The 18,078-nt window shown below is 57.0% G+C and carries 16 protein-coding genes; 1 reads left to right on the top strand and 15 read right to left on the bottom strand.

Annotation, left to right across the window (positions count from 1 at the left end; translation table 11 throughout):
• Window positions 1-35: 35 nt before the first annotated feature.
• Window positions 36-986: a thioredoxin-disulfide reductase gene (trxB, locus tag GPM19_RS12635; protein WP_160419380.1), complete on the bottom strand. Its 951-nt coding sequence runs from the start codon at window positions 984-986 to the stop codon at window positions 36-38.
• 228 nt (window positions 987-1,214) lie between these two features.
• Here trxB and acnA point away from each other — a divergent pair, with 228 nt between their 5' ends.
• Complete coding sequence (acnA, locus tag GPM19_RS12630; protein WP_160419379.1) at window positions 1,215-3,950, top strand: aconitate hydratase AcnA; 2,736 nt, start codon at window positions 1,215-1,217, stop codon at window positions 3,948-3,950.
• An 83-nt stretch (window positions 3,951-4,033) separates the two neighbouring features.
• Here acnA and GPM19_RS12625 read toward each other — a convergent pair whose 3' ends face one another.
• The 14 genes from GPM19_RS12625 to rpsT all read right to left on the bottom strand — a co-directional run bounded on the left by GPM19_RS12625 (window position 4,034) and on the right by rpsT (window position 17,915).
• Window positions 4,034-5,713, bottom strand: a complete 1,680-nt coding sequence (locus GPM19_RS12625; RefSeq protein ID WP_160419378.1) for an NAD-dependent malic enzyme — start codon at window positions 5,711-5,713, stop codon at window positions 4,034-4,036.
• 164 nt (window positions 5,714-5,877) lie between these two features.
• Window positions 5,878-6,903 carry a tryptophan--tRNA ligase gene (locus GPM19_RS12620; RefSeq protein WP_160419377.1) on the bottom strand — a complete coding sequence of 342 codons (1,026 nt, stop codon included), beginning with the start codon at window positions 6,901-6,903 and terminating at the stop codon, window positions 5,878-5,880.
• 67 nt (window positions 6,904-6,970) lie between these two features.
• Window positions 6,971-8,047 carry a pilus assembly PilX family protein gene (locus GPM19_RS12615; RefSeq protein WP_160419376.1) on the bottom strand — a complete coding sequence of 359 codons (1,077 nt, stop codon included), beginning with the start codon at window positions 8,045-8,047 and terminating at the stop codon, window positions 6,971-6,973.
• Window positions 8,048-8,103: 56 nt separating this feature from the next.
• Window positions 8,104-8,538, bottom strand: a complete 435-nt coding sequence (locus tag GPM19_RS12610; protein WP_160419375.1) for a PilW family protein — start codon at window positions 8,536-8,538, stop codon at window positions 8,104-8,106.
• A complete protein-coding gene (gene pilV, locus GPM19_RS12605; protein WP_160419374.1) occupies window positions 8,538-8,981 on the bottom strand; it encodes a type IV pilus modification protein PilV in 444 nt (147 codons plus the stop codon). Before pilV ends, GPM19_RS12610 begins: the two co-directional genes overlap by 1 nt.
• Complete coding sequence (locus GPM19_RS12600; protein ID WP_160419373.1) at window positions 8,974-9,453, bottom strand: GspH/FimT family pseudopilin; 480 nt, start codon at window positions 9,451-9,453, stop codon at window positions 8,974-8,976. Before GPM19_RS12600 ends, pilV begins: the two co-directional genes overlap by 8 nt.
• A gap of 3 nt (window positions 9,454-9,456) precedes the next feature.
• Window positions 9,457-9,915, bottom strand: coding sequence for a type IV pilin protein (locus GPM19_RS15535; RefSeq protein ID WP_160419372.1), 459 nt, complete (start codon window positions 9,913-9,915; stop codon window positions 9,457-9,459).
• Between the two features lie 36 nt (window positions 9,916-9,951).
• The gene (gene ispH, locus GPM19_RS12590) at window positions 9,952-10,905 is read right to left on the bottom strand and encodes a 4-hydroxy-3-methylbut-2-enyl diphosphate reductase (RefSeq protein WP_160419400.1); all 954 of its coding nucleotides are present in this window, start codon (window positions 10,903-10,905) and stop codon (window positions 9,952-9,954) included.
• Between the two features lie 104 nt (window positions 10,906-11,009).
• Complete coding sequence (fkpB, locus tag GPM19_RS12585) at window positions 11,010-11,456, bottom strand: FKBP-type peptidyl-prolyl cis-trans isomerase (protein ID WP_160419371.1); 447 nt, start codon at window positions 11,454-11,456, stop codon at window positions 11,010-11,012.
• A 26-nt stretch (window positions 11,457-11,482) separates the two neighbouring features.
• Window positions 11,483-11,998 carry a signal peptidase II gene (gene lspA / locus GPM19_RS12580; RefSeq protein WP_227842402.1) on the bottom strand — a complete coding sequence of 172 codons (516 nt, stop codon included), beginning with the start codon at window positions 11,996-11,998 and terminating at the stop codon, window positions 11,483-11,485.
• On the bottom strand, window positions 11,991-14,822 hold the full coding sequence (gene ileS / locus GPM19_RS12575; protein ID WP_202114814.1) for an isoleucine--tRNA ligase: 2,832 nt from the start codon (window positions 14,820-14,822) through the stop codon (window positions 11,991-11,993). Before ileS ends, lspA begins: the two co-directional genes overlap by 8 nt.
• 7 nt (window positions 14,823-14,829) lie before the next feature.
• A complete protein-coding gene (gene ribF, locus GPM19_RS12570; protein WP_160419369.1) occupies window positions 14,830-15,891 on the bottom strand; it encodes a bifunctional riboflavin kinase/FAD synthetase in 1,062 nt (353 codons plus the stop codon).
• A gap of 109 nt (window positions 15,892-16,000) precedes the next feature.
• Window positions 16,001-17,590: a murein biosynthesis integral membrane protein MurJ gene (gene murJ / locus GPM19_RS12565; RefSeq protein WP_227842400.1), complete on the bottom strand. Its 1,590-nt coding sequence runs from the start codon at window positions 17,588-17,590 to the stop codon at window positions 16,001-16,003.
• Between the two features lie 58 nt (window positions 17,591-17,648).
• The gene (rpsT, locus tag GPM19_RS12560) at window positions 17,649-17,915 is read right to left on the bottom strand and encodes a 30S ribosomal protein S20 (RefSeq protein ID WP_114487149.1); all 267 of its coding nucleotides are present in this window, start codon (window positions 17,913-17,915) and stop codon (window positions 17,649-17,651) included.
• Window positions 17,916-18,078 lie beyond the last annotated feature (163 nt).

Here is an 18,078-nt window from a genome sequence, read left to right as displayed (position 1 = left end):
TGTTTGCTGGGTATTCAGAACGATTCAGCGACGACTCATAAGTCATCCAGATAGCGTTCGGCATCCAGCGCCGCCATGCAGCCGCTACCGGCGGAAGTAATCGCTTGGCGATACACATGATCCATCACGTCACCACAGGCAAACACACCCGGCACGGTGGTGGCCGTGGCATTGCCTTCCAACCCGGAGTGCACCTTGATGTAGCCTCCCGTCATCTCCAATTGGTCATTGAAAATGGCGGTGTTCGGGCTATGGCCGATCGCGATGAACAGGCCCGGAGCGTTGACTTCCTTGAGGCTTCCATCACGCGTCGATTTCAAACGCACCCCGGTCACACCGGTGTTGTCGCCCAGCACTTCATCCACCTGCTGAAACCACTCCAAGACAATCTTGCCGGCCTCGACCTTTTCCATCAGCTTGTCTTGCAGGATCTTCTCTGCACGAAGCGTGTCGCGGCGATGCACCAGGGTAACTTTCGAGGCGATATTGGCCAGATATAACGCTTCTTCCACTGCGGTATTGCCGCCGCCCACTACCACCACTTCTTGATTGCGATAGAAAAACCCGTCACAGGTGGCACAAGCCGATACGCCCTGCCCCATGAACTGCTGTTCGCTTTCCAGACCCAGGTAGCGAGCGCTGGCACCGGTGGCAATGATCAAGGCATCACAGGTGTAAGCACCGCTATCGCCTTTCAAGGTGAACGGTTTTTCGCTGAGATCGACCGCATTGATGTGGTCGAACAGCACCTCCGTCTCGAAGCGTTCGGCATGCTGTTTCATGCGCTCCATCAATTCCGGCCCTTGCACGCCCTGGGCGTCTCCCGGCCAGTTATCCACATCGGTCGTCGTGGTCAGCTGTCCACCGGCCTGAATACCGGTAATCAACAGCGGCTTGAGGTTCGCCCTGGCAGCATAAACGGCTGCGGTATAACCAGCCGGGCCGGAACCCAGAATAATCAAACGTTCATGACGTGCTTCTTGCATGCTCTATCCTCGTAACGTTAACGCAGTCAGTAGCAAGACCCTGCGATGGCAAAGGGAAATCTGAGGGCAGTCTGCCTGAAATGGTGCCAAGCGCAACCCAAGGCAAGGGGAAACACCTCGCGTTGGGCTTTCCTCTTGAAACCCACACTTAACACGCCCATGTGTTATTGATAGGTTGAGCCATAATGAAAGCAACATCGAACTGGTAAAGCCAAGAAGGAGAACTGCATGAGCAAGATACCCGATACCCTGCATACGCTTGATGCAGGTGGCACTACCTATCATTACTACAGTCTTCCTCAAGCGGCCGAAACACTGGGTAATATCGACCGCCTGCCCAAGACCCTCAAGATCCTGCTGGAAAATCAACTACGTTTCGTCGACGAAGAAAGTGTTTCCCAGGACGACATGCAGGCGCTGGTTGATTGGCAGAAAGACGCCCGCTCGACCCGCGAGATCGGTTACCGCCCGGCACGGGTTTTGATGCAGGACTTCACCGGCGTTCCCGGTGTGGTGGATCTTGCCTCCATGCGCGCAGCGGTGGAAAAGCTCGGCGAAGATCCTTCAAGGATCAACCCCCTCTCCCCGGTAGACCTGGTTATCGACCACTCCGTCATGGTGGATAATTTCGGTGACCCTGACGCCTTTCAGGAAAACGTCGACATCGAAATGCAGCGTAACCGGGAACGCTATGAATTCTTGCGGTGGGGCCAGGATGCTTTCGATAATTTCCGCGTGGTGCCGCCGGGTACCGGCATCTGCCACCAGGTCAACCTGGAATATCTGGGCAGGACGGTGTGGACCAAGCAAGAGGGCGACAAGACCTTTGCTTACCCCGACACCCTGGTGGGCACCGATTCCCACACCACCATGATCAACGGCCTGGGCGTACTCGGCTGGGGCGTGGGCGGTATCGAGGCTGAAGCCGCCATGCTGGGTCAGCCGATTTCCATGTTGATTCCCGAGGTGGTTGGCTTCAAATTGACCGGCAAGCTCAAGGAAGGGATCACCGCCACCGACCTGGTGCTCACCGTTACCCAGATGTTGCGCAGCAAAGGGGTCGTGGGCAAGTTCGTGGAATTCTATGGTGACGGCCTTGACGACCTGCCGCTCGCCGACCGCGCCACTATCGCCAATATGGCACCGGAATACGGCGCCACCTGCGGTTTTTTCCCGGTCGATGCAGAAACCCTGAACTACCTGCGCCTAACCGGTCGTGAAGATGAACACGTCGCGCTGGTCGAAGCCTACAGCAAAGCCCAGGGACTGTGGCGCGAGCCCGGGGATGAGCCGGTTTTCAGCGATAACCTGCAGCTGGACATGAGCGAGGTCGAAGCCAGCCTGGCCGGGCCCAAGCGGCCGCAGGATCGTGTCGCGCTGAAAGACATGCAGACCGCGTTCGAAAGCGTCATGTCCGACGACGATAAGCCTTCCTCCACGGAAAAAGGCAAGCTACTTTCCGAAGGCGGTGGTCAAACCGCGGTAGGCGCTGAACGGAGCCTTTCGCATACCGACAGCCAGGAAGTCAATCTCGAGGGCAACAGCTTCCATCTCGACCCTGGCGCAGTGGTGATCGCCGCCATTACCTCCTGTACCAATACCTCAAATCCCAGCGTCATGATGGCCGCCGGGCTCGTGGCGCGCAAAGCCCGCGAAAAGGGTCTCTCCACCAAGCCTTGGGTCAAGACCTCCCTGGCGCCGGGTTCCAAGGTAGTCACCGATTACCTCGCCGCCGCCGGGTTTACCGAAGACCTCAACGCCCTGGGCTTCAATCTGGTCGGTTACGGCTGCACCACCTGTATCGGCAATTCCGGCCCGCTTCCCGAAGCCATTGACGAAGCCATTGAAAAAGGCGATCTCACGGTAGCATCGGTACTTTCGGGCAACCGTAATTTCGAAGGGCGCATTCATCCGATGGTCAAGACCAACTGGCTGGCCTCGCCCCCCTTGGTGGTGGCCTATGCCCTGGCCGGCAACATGCGCCGTGACCTTACCCAGGAGCCGTTGGGCAACGATAGCGACGGCAACCCCGTCTATCTCAAGGATATCTGGCCCAGTCAGGCGGAAATCGCCGAGGCCGTGGAAAAGGTCAATACCGAGATGTTCCGCAAGGAATATGCCGAAGTGTTCGAGGGCGATGCCGTCTGGAAAGCTATCAAGGTGCCTGAAAGCAAGGTCTACCAGTGGCCGGAGTCCACCTACATTCAGCACCCGCCGTTCTTTGAAGGCATGGGCCGCGAACCCGAGGCGATCGAAGACGTCAGCGACGCCCGCGTCTTGGCCATGCTCGGCGACTCCGTGACCACCGACCATATCTCCCCCGCCGGGGCAATCAAGCCCGATAGCCCCGCTGGGCGCTATCTTCAAGATCACGGCGTCAAGCCGGTGGACTTCAACTCCTACGGTTCTCGCCGTGGCAGCCACGAAGTCATGATGCGCGGCACCTTTGCCAATGTGCGTATCAGAAATGAAATGCTCGAGGACGTCGTGGGTGGCGAAACCCGTCACGTGCCGTCAGGCGAACAGATGCCAATCTATGACGCGGCAATGAAGTACGCCGAAGAAGGCACACCCCTGGTAGTGATTGCGGGGAAGGAATACGGCACCGGTTCCAGCCGTGACTGGGCGGCCAAGGGTACGCGGCTGCTCGGGGTACGTGCCGTGCTGGCGGAATCCTTTGAACGTATCCACCGCTCCAACCTGATCGGCATGGGCGTCGTCCCGCTGCAATTCCCCGAAGGCCAGGACCGCAAGAGCCTGGGCCTAACCGGTGATGAAAAGATTTCCATCGCTGGATTGGCGGATCTCACGCCGGGGGGCACAGTCAATGTGATTATCGAAGGTGCCGATGGGGAAACGACCGTTGAAGCCAAGTGCCGAATTGATACCGCCGACGAGCTGGCTTACTACCGCCATGGTGGTATCCTTCACTACGTGCTGCGCAAGATGATCGGCGCAGCCTGAAGTAAGAACTTGCCAATGCTTGCAACCCCCACCTCGGTGGGGGTTTTTTTGCCTGCAACATTTTGTCTGCAACAGAAATCGAATCAAAAAGCGCGACGCCGGTACTCACGGTACTCAGGGGTCCAGCTGGCACGCTCAATGGCATTACGCAGCTCGGTGCCGCCGGTTTTCAAGGCCACCCCGTTCTGCTGAGCCTGCGCGGCCACTTCAAAGGCAATCGACTTGCTGATTTCCTTGATACGCGACAAGGGCGGCAACAAGCTGCCTTTACCCTCCTTGACCAGCGGTGCTTCACGCGCCAACGCCCTGGATGCACTCATCAACATGTCGTCAGTCACACGGGTTGCCCTGGCCGCCACCACGCCCAGACCAATACCGGGGAAGATATACGCATTGTTGCACTGAGCGATAGGGTAGGTACGCCCCTCATATACCACCGGTGCAAAGGGACTGCCGGTGGCCACCAATGCCTTGCCATCAGTCCAACGAATAACGTCTTCCGGCAGCGCTTCCGCTTGAGAGGTCGGATTGGAAAGCGGCATGATCACAGGATTCTCACAACCGGCATGCATGGTACGAATCACCGACTCGGTAAAGATGCCTTTACGCCCGCAAACCCCGATCAACACAGTCGGTTTGAGCTGGGCAACGGTCTCTTCCAGCCCTTGGCCATTCCATTCGGCCACCAGGGCCGGGTCGTGGGCCAGGCGGCGTTGAAACTCCCGTTGCCACGCCTGGTCGGTGGTCATCAGGCCATCGCGGTCCACCATGCCTATGCGTTGGCGGGCTGCGCTTTCCGAAAGCCCTTGTGCCTGCATGGCCACCACGACCTGCTCGGCAATACCACAGCCGGCGGAGCCACCGCCCACGAACACCACACGCTGATCGGCAATAGTTTCACCGCGGGCCTGGCACGCTGCCATCAAGGTGCCCACAACGACCGAGGCCGTGCCTTGGACGTCGTCATTAAAGCAACAGAGTTCATCGCGGTAGCGCTCCAGAAGTGGCATGGCATTGGCCTGGGCGAAGTCTTCGAACTGCAGCAGGACATCCGGCCAGCGCCGTTTCACGGCGGTGATGAATTCTTCCATGAAAGCGTCATAGTCTTCCTGGTCAACACGCTCGTGGCGCCACCCCATGTACATGGGGTCATCCAGCAGCGCCTGGTTGTTGGTCCCCACATCGAGCATGATCGGCAAGGTGTAGGCTGGGCTGATACCACCGCAGGCGGTGTACAGCGCCAGCTTCCCGATGGGAATACCCATCCCCCCGATGCCCTGATCGCCTAGGCCCAGGATACGCTCACCATCGGTGACCACGATCACTTTGACATTGTCCTTGGTCGCACTGCGCAGAATATCTTCCATGTGCTCGCGATCCTGGTAACTGATGAACAGTCCCCGGTGATTGCGGTAGATATTGGAAAATTCCTGACACGCCTTACCGACCGTCGGGGTGTAGATGATCGGCAGCATCTCTTCGAGATGTTGCGATACCATACGAAAATACAGCGTCTCGTTGTCATCCTGAATCGCCCGCAGGTGGATATGGCGTTCAAGGTCACCATGACACTGCTGGTATTGACGATAGACCCGCTCCAACTGATCCTCGATGGTTTCCACTTTTTGCGGCAGCAGACCAATCAAGTTGAACGCCAGCCGCTCTTCTTGGGTGAAGGCGCTGCCTTTGTTGAGCAACGGCATTTCCAGCAATGAGGGGCCGGCATAAGGAATATATAAGGGGCGTTTGCTCTTGGTAGTCATGAACACTCTCTATCTGCAGGCAGTTGGACCGGTTCGATACATATGACGCTCTTTCGTGGCGTCTTTCAACAAACATGCGGCCACACAATAGACATGATGCCTGCTTCAGGCATCAGTGCCCGACTAGCCGTAGGCAGCAGGTTCTTTTGCTGGCAGCGGCGCTGTCAAACGAAGCGTCCCAAGCCCACCGTAGCGCGCAGACGCTCCATGGTGGTTGCCGCCTCGGCCCGTGCACGCTCGGCGCCTTTATGCAGCACGCTTTCGATATGCGCGGGATCTTCCATCAAGCGGTTGTAGCGCTCGCGTGGCTCACGCAGATGTTCATTCAAATACTCGAAGACGCGATCCTTGGCTTGGCCCCAGCCGATGCCGTTGGCATAGTCGGTGCGCATGGCAGCGGTTTCCTCGGCAGTGGCGAACGCCGAGTAGATCTGAAACAGGGTACAGCTATCCGGATCCTTGGGTTCACCGGGTTCAAGAGAGTTGGTCTTGACCTTGCGCACCAGCTTCTGGAGCTTCTTTTCTGAGACGAACAACGGAATGGTGTTGTTGTAACTCTTGGACATCTTGCGCCCGTCCAACCCGGCCAGCACTTCGACTTTTTCATCGACCACGGCTTCCGGCAAGGTGAAATACTGTCCCTTGTAGAGGTGATTGAAGCGCCCGGCGATATCGCGCGCCATCTCGATATGCTGAATCTGATCGCGCCCCACCGGCACTTTATTGGCGTTGAACATCAAGATATCCGCCGCCATCAGCACCGGGTAACCGAACAGCCCCATGGTGATGCCTTTATCGGCATCCTGATTTTCCGCCGCTTCGTTTTCCGCCACCGCGGCTTTATAGGCATGGGCGCGGTTCATCAAACCTTTGGCGCATACGCAGGAAAGCATCCAGGTGAGTTCGGGAATTTCCAGAATATCCGACTGGCGATAGAAAATGGCATTATCGGTATCCAGCCCCAGCGCCAGCCAGGTGGCGGCGCTTTCCAGGCGGGATTCCTGCACCCGCTTGGGGTCCTGGCATTTGATCAGGGCGTGGTAATCGGCCAGAAAGTAGAACGACTGAACGTTGGGGTCTTGGCTGGCTTCAATCGCCGGCTTGATCGCCCCGACGTAGTTGCCGAGGTGGGGGGTACCGGTGGTGGTGATACCGGTAAGAACGCGGGTTTTATCGGAAGGCTTGCTCATGAACATCAGGCTCTTGGTCAAATGGGGGGTATGATAACGCGCCGCCATTGGCAAGGCGACCTACAGCTCAGAGGGAGAACCAGACGTAGTCGACTTCACCTTTAGGGATTCCTGTCAGAGCTTCTGTATTATACCGGACGCCATCACCTCCGCCGCCACCTGAAAAATCAATGCCATTAAGATCTCCCAAAGCGACAATTGAGCCATAAATACTATAAGTTCCTTTCACACTTAAATGACCACCTTCTGCTACTATTATTAGCCCCTCGTGAGTTCCACCTCCACCGGCCTCGAATGTTGCACCATCTCTAATCACTATTACTCCCGAAGTATTTACCTTGGAAGAAACTTTATTTTCGTCTCCTTCAATAACAAAAACTTCAGGCTGGTAGCGCTCTCCTTCAGGCAAATCATTACCTTCAAAAACTTCATCTGCTAAGCCATTAACAAAGCCCACCCACGAGCCGAGGCTATTAATTTTTCTATAATATTTAACATCCGAATCTTCATTCGGATTGGTTCTGCAGCTTTTTTTACTATTTCCACTATTACCACCGCCCTGACAAATAAAATCATCTGGCAAAGGGTGTTCTTTATCAGAAAAATAGCCTTCCAAGGAGCCTGGCATTTCATCGGGACAGCCACTGCCTACGCATAAAAGTGGTGTAGTTAAAGGTGAAGCTTTACCAACAACCACAAGGTGTTTTGCCACTATTTTTCCACCATTACCTTCCATAACCTGCCCACGCGCGATATAAAAGGGGACCTCCAGGAGTTTATCAGTTAGCCACTGATAGACTTGCTCACAAGCATCGGTACCGCTGGTGGTTGAATGACATGCAGAATAGCTTCGCTGCAAGGTGACATCTTCATTCTCAGAAAAGCCAACTTCTTCCATTTTTATTATATTCCAATCATTTTCATCTTTTCTTTCAATATCATCATCTATTTCAAGATATTCATAATTTTTTCTAATATATCCGGCCATATCTTCGGCAGCCATCTGAGCCAAGGATGCTGCCCGGTAATTACCCGCCAGCCGTTCATCAATCAAGGCGGAGTTCATACCAGAAAGGCCGAGCATTAATGAGCCGGCTAAAAGGGCGAGAACGATAATGAGTGCGGCACCTTGTTGTTTTTTCATGACCACTCCTCGATAGTTTGTCGTCTTAAAAAGGTGCTTTTCGAATAAAAAATCATCTAATTGTTTATGATGGTGCGGCGATCGGCAACACGAAACACGATAGGCGTTTCTTCGTTTTCTAGACACAATGTCACTATATAGACATTGGAAAGCACAGAATCTTCAACTATTAACACTTCTTCACCACATTCTCTCAATCCACCAACAACATGGTCATTTTCTTGTGTATCGTAAATCGTGTGGGCATCCCAATCACTATCATCAGGAGATCTTATTTCAAACCGAGCTATTTCACCTCTTCGTATACTTCTGACCAGCGTATTCGCTGCAAAAATCAACGTTTCTTGTTTACGACTCAGCTCATCAACTTGGCGAAAGGTTTGAAAGGTAGTAAGAAACAGTTGCCCAGCCCCAAGGACAATAATGGTACCGATCACCATCGCGACCATCAGTTCGACAAGGGTGAAGCCTTTTTGCCGATAGAATGACATTAGGATTCCTCCAGTTTTGGAAGACGGAAGGTGTACATAAAGGAATCCTGGCTATCGGGATCACTATCAAAAACTATCTCAATATTAAACTCACACTCTTCATCCCCGCCGCTAATATTACCCGAGAACTGTCGAAGTGGAGTTGCTGTGCTTGACTCAAACCAGTCTGCTTGCCAATTGATTTCAATACCTTTTACATAATCATCTTCAATTTCAGAGCAATCTTGGCGAGTATCTTCTGAATCTTGAGCCATTTTCACCAACTCCGCCCATAGTCTTTCCTGGGCATCCACAGCGGCCAGCGTTGCCACCGAGCGCTGATAACCAGCGGTGGCGCTTTGCAGTGCTTTAAGCTGCATCGCTGCCACCCCGACAAGACCAAATGACAGCACCAACAGCGCTACCAACGCTTCGATAAGGCTAAAACCGTGTTGTTTATTCATTGTCCGGTTTCTCCCTTCGAATGCCACCAGCAGGGCTTATCACAATTAGCCGAGAAGTAACTACATCATCGTGACTCACCGTAAAACTACACTCTGAAGGAACACAGCTTTTTCGCTCGCCAAGTGAGCCAAAGGTCAACGAAATATTATTAGAATTACTTTCGGAATCATCGATGCTAATCTCGATATCATTATTTTTTCCCTGTGCACGGCGTAACGTCTGATTATTACTATCGCGCGTCACCGTAATCGACCAAGGTGCCCCACTAGAAACTACAGCGCTTACCTCAGTACGCTGCTTGATCGCCTCGCTCCGCGCAAAACTCAGCACGGAAATCATCTCGTTCACATCGCTGGCCAGCTGCTGGCGGGCAAGGAACGTGGAAAACGCAGGGACGGCCACCGTGGCCAGAATGGCGGCGATGGCCAGGGTGATCAGCAGTTCAATCAGCGTGAAGCCAGATTTTTTCATAAACTACCAGCAGTCGCTAGGAGTACGATCACCATCACTATGTAGCACCAAAGTCGCGCACTCAGTTTTCACACGTCCTGCTTCGCCTATTGCACTAACTGTATAGCTTCCGGCAGTGGCATCAATACCGGCATTTTCACCAGCAAATGTATATAAGTCATTTGATTGCCTATCAAGATAGTCGTTGGCAGCAGTACAACCTACATAGCTGTAACTATTGGTATAACAGCGCTCCAGGTAACTCGCCGCCTCCATCAGCACAGTTTTGGCTTCAGCGCGCTGGCTGCGCTCCACATAGCGGGTATAGCTGGGATAGGCCACGGAGGCGATGATGCCGATGATCGCTACGACGATCATCAACTCGATCAGGGTAAAGCCACGCTGGCGGGCGGTGGGCCGGCCAGCGCGATGAGAAAGGAGGATTCTGGTCACGCGGATGCTCTCCTGTACCAGTTTTTTCATACCGTTTCAGTATGTCTCAAACTGGTACGGTTTGCATCAACTGCTGGCAATCACCGCTTGACGCAGCTCGGTCGGCATGGAAAAGGTGATGGTTTCTTCACGCCCGGCAAGCTCTTGCGGCACTGTCGCACCCAGGGACTGCAACCGCTCTATCACGCCCTTGACCAATACTTCCGGTGCACTGGCGCCGGCGGTAATGCCGATATTGCTTACCCCTTCGAGCCAATCCGGCTGAATCTGCTCGGCGTTGTCGATCAGATAAGCCGGGGTGCCCATACGCTCGGAAAGCTCACGCAAGCGGTTGGAATTGGAGCTGTTCGGGCTTCCCACCACCAGCAGTAAATCACTTTCCGCGGCAAGCTCGCGCACGGCGTCCTGGCGGTTTTGAGTGGCGTAGCAAATGTCATCCTTGCGCGGACCCTGGATCTCGGGAAACTTTCCGCGCAGCACATCGATCACCTTGGCGGTGTCGTCCATGGAGAGCGTCGTCTGGGTGACGAACGCCAGGGTGCTCGGATTTTTGACCTCAAGCCGAGCGGCATCCGCTTCGTCTTCCACCAGATAGATGTGGCCGCCATGCTGGGTATCGTAACGCCCCATGGTGCCTTCCACTTCCGGATGGCCTTCATGGCCGATCAGCACGCATTCCTGGCCGCGCTTGGCGTAGCGCAGCACTTCCATATGCACCTTGGTGACTAACGGGCAGGTAGCATCGAACACTTTCAGCCTACGTCGCTGGGCATCTTCCTGAACCGCGCGGGAAACCCCGTGAGCCGAGAAGATCACGATGACGTCATCCGGTACTTCGTGCAGTTCTTCGACGAAAATCGCGCCGCGTTCGCGCAGCGTTTCCACCACGAAGCGATTATGCACGACTTCATGGCGCACGTAGATCGGCGGGCCGAACACATCCAGGGCGCGATTGACGATTTCGATGGCACGATCCACACCGGCGCAGAAGCCACGCGGGTTGGCGAGCTTGATTTGCATGGAGGTCTGTTCCACAGGCGGGGTTTGCATAAAGAAGCCTTGCCTTGATGCCGGTGGGCATCGTGTCGAGTGATAACGGGAAGTACGCTATAAAGGAGCGACCGTTAGTGAGTCGTAACAGGCGTCACCTCCAGCACTTCTACATCAAACGTCAGGGTACGCCCAGCCAGCGGATGGTTAAAGTCCACTTCCACCTGATTGCCCTCGATGCTCTTGACCACCCCGGGCAGTTCACCCCCCGCGGCATCGGCAAACGACATCACCATGCCGATTTCCGGCGTTTCATCACCAAAATCGTCAAGCTTGAGCAGCTGGACATTCTGAGGATTCTGCTGGCCGAAAGCATGCTCCGGGGTAATGGTGAAACAGCCGGTTTCGCCTTTTTTCAGCCCTTTCAGCGGGTTTTCAAATCCCGGCGGCAGGTTGCCGTCGCCGAACTGAAAGGTGGCGGGCGCTTTCTCCCGCGTGGTATCCACCACCGTGCCATCTTCCAGTTTCAGGGTGAAGTGCAGGGTGACTTCCATGTTTTCATCTATCGGATAATCGGTCATAGGGCACTCGTCGTCAAAATACAGGATTAGGATTGGCGCTGGCTGCGTCTGCGTTTTTCACCGAACAGCGACTCCCAGATCAGGCCGGCGGCACCCAGGGTAATCGCGATATCCGCCACGTTGAAGGCCGGGTAGTACCAGCCCGCCACATGGAAGGAGAGAAAATCCACCACATAGCCATGCACAAGGCGGTCATACAGATTGCCCAGCGCCCCGCCGATGATCAATGCCAGTGAGCCTGCCAACAGGGTTTCATCGGCCTTGAGCCGACGCAACCAGATAGTCAAGCCCACACTGGCCCCGATAGCGACCAAGGCGAAGAACCATCGCTGCCAGCCGGGGTGGCTTGCCAGGAAGCTGAAGGCGGCACCGGTGTTATGCAGTAGCGTCAAGTTGAAAAACGGCAGCACTTCCACCGGTTGAGCATAGCCGAGCATGGCGCTGGCGGCGTATTTGGTGGCCAGATCCAGCACGATCACCGCCAGGGACAGCCACAGCCAGCGCAGTGGCTGGCGCATGGGCGGCATGTTTTCTTCAAGCATAGTGACGCACTTCACCCGGTCCTTCCGGCAGGTTGCTGATACAGCGACCACAGAGGTCGGGATGATCGGCATGGGTGCCTACGTCTTCACGGTGATGCCAGCAACGTTCGCACTTCTGGTGAGGGCTCGCGGCAACCGCGACTTTCAAGCCGTCAAGCTCGGTGGCTTCGGCACTGCCTGCCTCGGCCAAGGGCGCCAGCGTCACGTCGCTGGTCAGCATCACGAAACGCAGTTCATCGCCCAGCTTCTCCAGGGTGGCGCGCAGCGAGTCATCCACGAACAAGGTCACTTCGGCGGCCAGGCTGCCTTTGATCAGCTTGGCGTTACGCGCATCTTCCAGGCGCTTGTTGACCGCCTGCTTGACGTCCAGCACCTGCTCCCAGAAATCACGCCCCATGGAGGCGTCAGCCTCAAGCATGCCCAGGCCGGTGTAGTAGGTTTCCAGCAGCACACTGTCGCCACGCTTGCCGGGAATATGCTCGTAAATTTCCTCGGCGGTGAAGGAAAGGATCGGTGCCACCCAGCGGGAAAGCGCTTCGACGACCTGATACAGCGCGGTTTGAGCGCTGCGCCGGGCCAGGGAGTCGGCCTGGGTGGTGTACTGACGGTCCTTGATCACATCCAGGTAGAAGCCGCCCAGCTCGCGGGCACAGAAACCATGCACCTGCTGATAAACATCCAGGAAGCGGTACTCTTCATAGGCCTTGTCGATACGCGCCTGGAGTTGTGCGGCGCGATCCACCACCCACTGATCCAGCGCCAGCATGTCCTTGAACGCCACCTGATCACGCTGCGGTTCGAAGCCATTCAGGTTGGAAAGCAGAAAACGCGAGGTGTTGCGAATCCGGCGATACACATCGGCGGTACGCGTGAGGATTTCATCCGAAACCGCCATCTCACCGGAATAATCGGTGGAGGCCACCCAGAGGCGCAGGATATCCGCGCCGAGCTTGTCCATGACGGTCTGCGGGGCGACCACGTTGCCGACCGACTTGGACATCTTGCGACCCTGAGCGTCCACGGTGAAACCATGGGTCAGCAGTTGACGATAAGGCGGATGGCCGTCGATGGCACAGCCCGTCAGCAGCGAGGAGTGGAACCAGCCGCGGTGCTGGTCGGAACCCTCCAGGTACAGATCCGCGATCGGCCCCTGGTCGTGACCGTGGGGGTGCGAGCCGCGCAGCACGTGGCGATGGGTGGTGCCGGAGTCGAACCAGACATCCAGGGTATCGGTGACTTTTTCGTAATTATCCGCCTCTTCGCCGAGAAGCTCGGAAGGCTCGAGACGGAACCAGGCATCGATGCCTTGCTTCTCGACACGCTTGGCGGCTTCTTCCATCAGCTCGACGGTGCGCGGATGCAGTTCGCCGCTGGCCTTGTCGAGGAAGAACGGAATCGGCACGCCCCAATTGCGTTGGCGCGAGATGCACCAGTCCGGGCGGTTGGCGATCATCGAGTGCAAACGCGCCTGACCCCAGGCGGGCGTGAATTCGGTGGCCTCGATACCTTCAAGCGCTCGTTCACGCAGGGTCTTGCCGTCCTTGCCCGCCACGTCCATGCCCACGAACCACTGGGCGGTGGCGCGATAGATCACAGGCGTCTTGTGACGCCAGCAGTGCATGTAGCTGTGCTTGATAGGCGTATGCGCCATCAACGCACCCACTTCGCGCAGTTTTTCGATGATATGCGGATTGGCCTTCCAGATCATTTGCCCACCGAAGAACGGCAGTTCATCGGAATAGACGCCGTTGCCCTGTACCGGGCTTTCGATATCGTCGAAGCTCATGCCGTGCTCACGGCAGGTGATGAAATCGTCCATGCCGTAGGCGGGCGCCGAGTGAACGATACCGGTGCTGCCGACCTCGGCTTCCACATACTCCGCCAGGTACACCGGCGAGAGACGCGCATAAAACGGATGGCGGAAATTGATCAGGTCGAGGCTTTCCCCCTTGGCCGTGGCGATCACCTCGCCTTCCAGGCCGAAGCGCTCCAGGCACGAGGCCACCAGGTCTTCCACCAGCAGCAACAAGCGCTCGCCCACGTCCACCAGGGCGTAGGTGAATTCAGGATGGACGTTGAGCGCCTGGTTGGCGGGAATCGTCCAGGGGGTGGTGGTCCAGATCACCACGGCAGCAGGCTTGGGCAGTTCGCTCAAGCCAAAGGCGGCGGCCAGTTTGTCGGCATCTTCCACCGGGAAGGCGACATCGATGGCGTCGGATTTCTTGTCGGCGTACTCGACTTCGGCCTCGGCCAGCGCCGAGCCGCAATCGAAACACCAATTGACCGGCTTCAAGCCCTTGAAGACATAGCCTGCCTCGACCATGTCAGCCAGAGCGCGAATTTCCCCGGCTTCGTTGACGTAATCCATCGAACGGTAAGGATTATCCCAGTCACCCACCACGCCCAGGCGCACGAAATCGGTCAACTGGGTTTCGATCTGGGCAGCGGCGTAGTCACGGCATAGACCGCGTGCTTTTTCGGGTTCCAGGTGTTTGCCGTGGGTGGTTTCCACCTTGTGTTCGATAGGCAGGCCGTGGCAATCCCAGCCCGGCACATAGGGTGCATCGAAACCCGCCAGGTTCTTCGACTTGACGATGATATCCTTGAGAATCTTATTGACGGCGTGACCGATATGAATGCTGCCGTTGGCATAAGGAGGGCCATCGTGCAGCACGAACAGCGGTTTTCCCGCCCGCTCTTCGCGCAGGCGCTGGTAGAGCTTCATATCCTGCCACTGGGAAACCCGGCCCGGCTCACGCTTGGGCAGCATGCCGCGCATGGGAAATTCGGTTTCGGGCAGGTTCAGCGTGTGCTTGTAATCCATAGTCCGGTCAGCCGTCGTTATGATCGGCGGAACGTCCCGCCGACGAAGATTCAGAAGAAGTTACTGCATCACGCCCCAACGGCGCGGATGCCAGCGGAAAAGAGCCGTCAGCCAGATGCAGGGTGCCATCGGCCAAGCCGGGATGCGCCGCCAGGTAGTCCCGTGCGCGTGCCTGGTCGTGGTTTATCTGCGCTTTAAGGGCCTGGAGACCGTCAAACTTGATTTCACCGCGCAGCCGCGCGCAAGGATAGACCGTAAGCCGTTCGCCATAGAGGTCGCCTTCGAAATCGAATAAATGCACTTCCAGGGTGGGACGGTCCGCCCCGACCGTAGGCCGCCAACCGACATTGGCCACCCCGCCGTAATAGCGCCCGTCGGCGAGTTCGGCGAACACCACGTACACGCCGCGCAGCGTCAGCGGCTGGGGCAACAAGGGGATATTGGCGGTGGGCACGCCGATGGTGCGCCCTAGTTGTTGGTCACGTACTACCCGCCCTGAAACGCTGTAAGGGCGCCCCAACAGACGGGCGGTGGCGGAAAAATTGCCGCTCAGGAGCAATGTGCGTACCCGGCTGCTGGAAACCCGTTCGTCATCCAGGGTAAAGGTGCGGGTGTGCTCGACACCGAAGCCATGCTCGCGCCCCACCGCTTCCAGCAAGGTGAAATCGCCGCGGCGATCGCAGCCGTAACGAAAGTCATCCCCCACGACCAGGTGGCGTACACCCAGCCCTTCGATCAACACCTGATCGATGAATTCCCGTGCGGTTAGGCTGCGCAGGGCGTCATTGAACGGTAGGCACAGCACCTGCTCGGCGCCGTGCTCCGCCAGCAAGCGAACCTTTTCCCGCAAGCGCGTCAGGCGTGGCGGCGCCTGGTCACCGGCAAAGAACTCACGTGGCTGAGGCTCGAAGACCACCACGGTAACCTGCACGCCAAGCCGTGCCGCATGTTCGCGGCATTGTTCCAGGATCGCCTGATGGCCGCGATGCACGCCATCGAAATTGCCGATGGTCGCCACGCAGCCACGATGCGATTCACGCAGATTGTGCAGTCCTCGAATGACGCGCATGAAATCCGTTCAGCCCTGGTTGACGTGGCCCACAAAAGACCACCGATTATAACGAAATGCCCGGCGACTGGCAGCCATGGCGTGACGCCTCAGCCTGCGATGCGAAAATTTAGCCGGCGATACGAAAATGCCGCCAGCGCATGCCCAAGGCCACCAGCCAGGCGAAATAACTGCCCGCCCCCAGTACCACCAACAGGCTGATCCATCTGATGCGTTGCCATAGCCCCCATCCCAGCCATTCATTCCAGGCGGGAGACAGCCACCCAAGCAACACGCTCATCAGTATGCAGCCGCCCAGCAACTGCACAGCATATCGCCCCCAGCCAGGCTGAAACACCAGTACTTTCTGCTTGTGCAACAGGTATCCCAGAAGCCCAGCATTAAGGAATGCCGAGAGCGCGGTGGCCAGCGCCAGTCCCGCATGCGCCAACGACCAGATCAATATCAGGTTGAGCGCCATATTGGCGACCATCGCCACGATACCCACTTTCACCGGGGTCGCGGTATCCTGGCGCGCGAAAAACCCCGGTGCCAGCACCTTGATCAACATGAAGGCCACCAAACCGAAGGAGTAAGCACGCAAGCTCATTGCCGCCATGGCGATATCGTGGTCGGTCATCGCCCCATAATGAAACAGGGTTATCAGCAGCGGTTCGGCAAGAATCGCCAACGCCAGGGCGGCAGGCAGGCCGAGCAGCAGCACGGTACGAATGGCCCAATCGAGCATGGCGGCAAAGTGACCCGGCGACTGCTCGGCATGCCGCCGGGAAAGCGCCGGCAGAATCACCGTGCCAATGGCCACCCCGAACACCCCCAGCGGCAACTCCACCAGGCGGTCCGAATAGTACAGCCAGGAAACGCTCCCGGCAGTCAGCAACGACGCCAGGACGGTATCCAGCAACAGATTGATCTGGGACACCGAAACCCCGAACAGTGCCGGCACCATCAGCTTGAGTATCCGCTTGACCCCTTCATGAGCAAAGTGGGGCCAAGGGGTCGGCATCAATCCCAGACGCAACAGGAACGGCACCTGAAACACCAGCTGCGCCGCCCCGGCTATCAGCACCCCCCAGGCCAGCGCCATGGCCGGCTCTTTCATCAACGGCATCAACAACAGTGCCGAGCCAATCAAGGAGAGATTGAGCAGCACAGGCGTGAAGGCCGGCACTGCAAAACGGTTCCAGGTATTGAGCACGCTGCCCGAAAACGCCGTGAGCGAGATCAACAGCAGATAAGGAAACGTCAGCCGCAGCATGTCCGCCGTGAGCGCCAACTTTTCCGGGTCCCGTCCGAAGCCGGGGGCAAATACCCACGCCAGCCAAGGGGCCGCCAGCATCGCCACGGCGGTGATCAACGCCAGTACAGCGGTAAGACTCCCTGCCACGGCATTGAGCAGTTCCCGGATTTCCTGGCGGGTGCGCTGGGTGGAATATTCCGACAGCACCGGCACGAACGCCTGGTTGAACGCCCCTTCGGCAAACAGCCGGCGCAGGAAATTGGGAATCTTGAATGCCACAAAGAAGGCATCCGCCCCATTTCCGGCACCCAGGAACGTGGCCACCACGACATCACGCACCAGTCCCATCACCCGCGAGAGCATGGTCATGGCGCTGACGATCAGGCCCGAACGCATCAACCCCCGGCGTGGGGGTGGCGAAGCGGACGGCGGAGAGGCATCGGCTTGCTGAGAGGAGTTCATGAGATCATCCAGACACAAAAAAACCGGCCTAAGCCGGTTTTTTCTGGCGCTTGCCGGCTTACGCCGCCAGTGCCTTGATACGCTTGTTCAAGCGGCTCTTCAGGCGCGCGGCTTTCTTCTTGGAAAGCACGTCCTTGTCAGCGATACGGTCGATCACCGGCTGAGCGGCTTTGAACTGCTCCATCGCCTGGGCGTGGTCACCGGTGCTGATCGCCTTGATCACGCGCTTGATATAAGTGCGGACCATGCTGCGCTGGCTGGATTTCAGGACGCGACGGTTCTCGGCCTGACGGGCGCGCTTGCGTGCTTGCTTGCTGTTCGCCACTGAGTATCTCCTTGGAGAATAAAGGTTGTCGTCTAGGACGACGGATTAACTATTAGCCGGCTGCTGACACACAGCCTTTGCGTAATAACCGATTGATTTGGCTAACCATCGTCTAACGATTGGTGGGCCATAAGGTGCAACAGGCATTGTCGTTCAAGCTGCC

This window comes from Vreelandella zhuhanensis (genome assembly GCF_009793355.1).
Lineage (GTDB): Bacteria > Pseudomonadota > Gammaproteobacteria > Pseudomonadales > Halomonadaceae > Vreelandella > Vreelandella zhuhanensis.
The sequence above is the reverse complement of the archived record's forward strand: the minus strand, read 5'-3'. Positions and strand labels throughout refer to the sequence as shown.

Bases quoted from the DNA above. Each gene is read 5' to 3' on its own strand.
- ileS (WP_202114814.1), bottom strand. From the start codon at position 14,822: ATGGATTACAAGCACACGCTGAACCTGCCCGAAACCGAATTTCCCATG.
- pilV (WP_160419374.1), bottom strand. From the start codon at position 8,981: ATGAATAAACAACACGGTTTTAGCCTTATCGAAGCGTTGGTAGCGCTG.
- ribF (WP_160419369.1), bottom strand. From the start codon at position 15,891: ATGCGCGTCATTCGAGGACTGCACAATCTGCGTGAATCGCATCGTGGC.
- murJ (WP_227842400.1), bottom strand. From the start codon at position 17,590: ATGAACTCCTCTCAGCAAGCCGATGCCTCTCCGCCGTCCGCTTCGCCA.
- GPM19_RS12620 (WP_160419377.1), bottom strand. From the start codon at position 6,903: ATGAGCAAGCCTTCCGATAAAACCCGCGTTCTTACCGGTATCACCACC.
- trxB (WP_160419380.1), bottom strand. From the start codon at position 986: ATGCAAGAAGCACGTCATGAACGTTTGATTATTCTGGGTTCCGGCCCG.
- GPM19_RS12610 (WP_160419375.1), bottom strand. From the start codon at position 8,538: ATGTCATTCTATCGGCAAAAAGGCTTCACCCTTGTCGAACTGATGGTC.
- fkpB (WP_160419371.1), bottom strand. From the start codon at position 11,456: ATGACCGATTATCCGATAGATGAAAACATGGAAGTCACCCTGCACTTC.
- GPM19_RS15535 (WP_160419372.1), bottom strand. From the start codon at position 9,915: ATGAAAAAACTGGTACAGGAGAGCATCCGCGTGACCAGAATCCTCCTT.
- lspA (WP_227842402.1), bottom strand. From the start codon at position 11,998: ATGCTTGAAGAAAACATGCCGCCCATGCGCCAGCCACTGCGCTGGCTG.
- GPM19_RS12600 (WP_160419373.1), bottom strand. From the start codon at position 9,453: ATGAAAAAATCTGGCTTCACGCTGATTGAACTGCTGATCACCCTGGCC.
- GPM19_RS12625 (WP_160419378.1), bottom strand. From the start codon at position 5,713: ATGACTACCAAGAGCAAACGCCCCTTATATATTCCTTATGCCGGCCCC.
- ispH (WP_160419400.1), bottom strand. From the start codon at position 10,905: ATGCAAATCAAGCTCGCCAACCCGCGTGGCTTCTGCGCCGGTGTGGAT.
- GPM19_RS12615 (WP_160419376.1), bottom strand. From the start codon at position 8,047: ATGAAAAAACAACAAGGTGCCGCACTCATTATCGTTCTCGCCCTTTTA.
- acnA (WP_160419379.1), top strand. From the start codon at position 1,215: ATGAGCAAGATACCCGATACCCTGCATACGCTTGATGCAGGTGGCACT.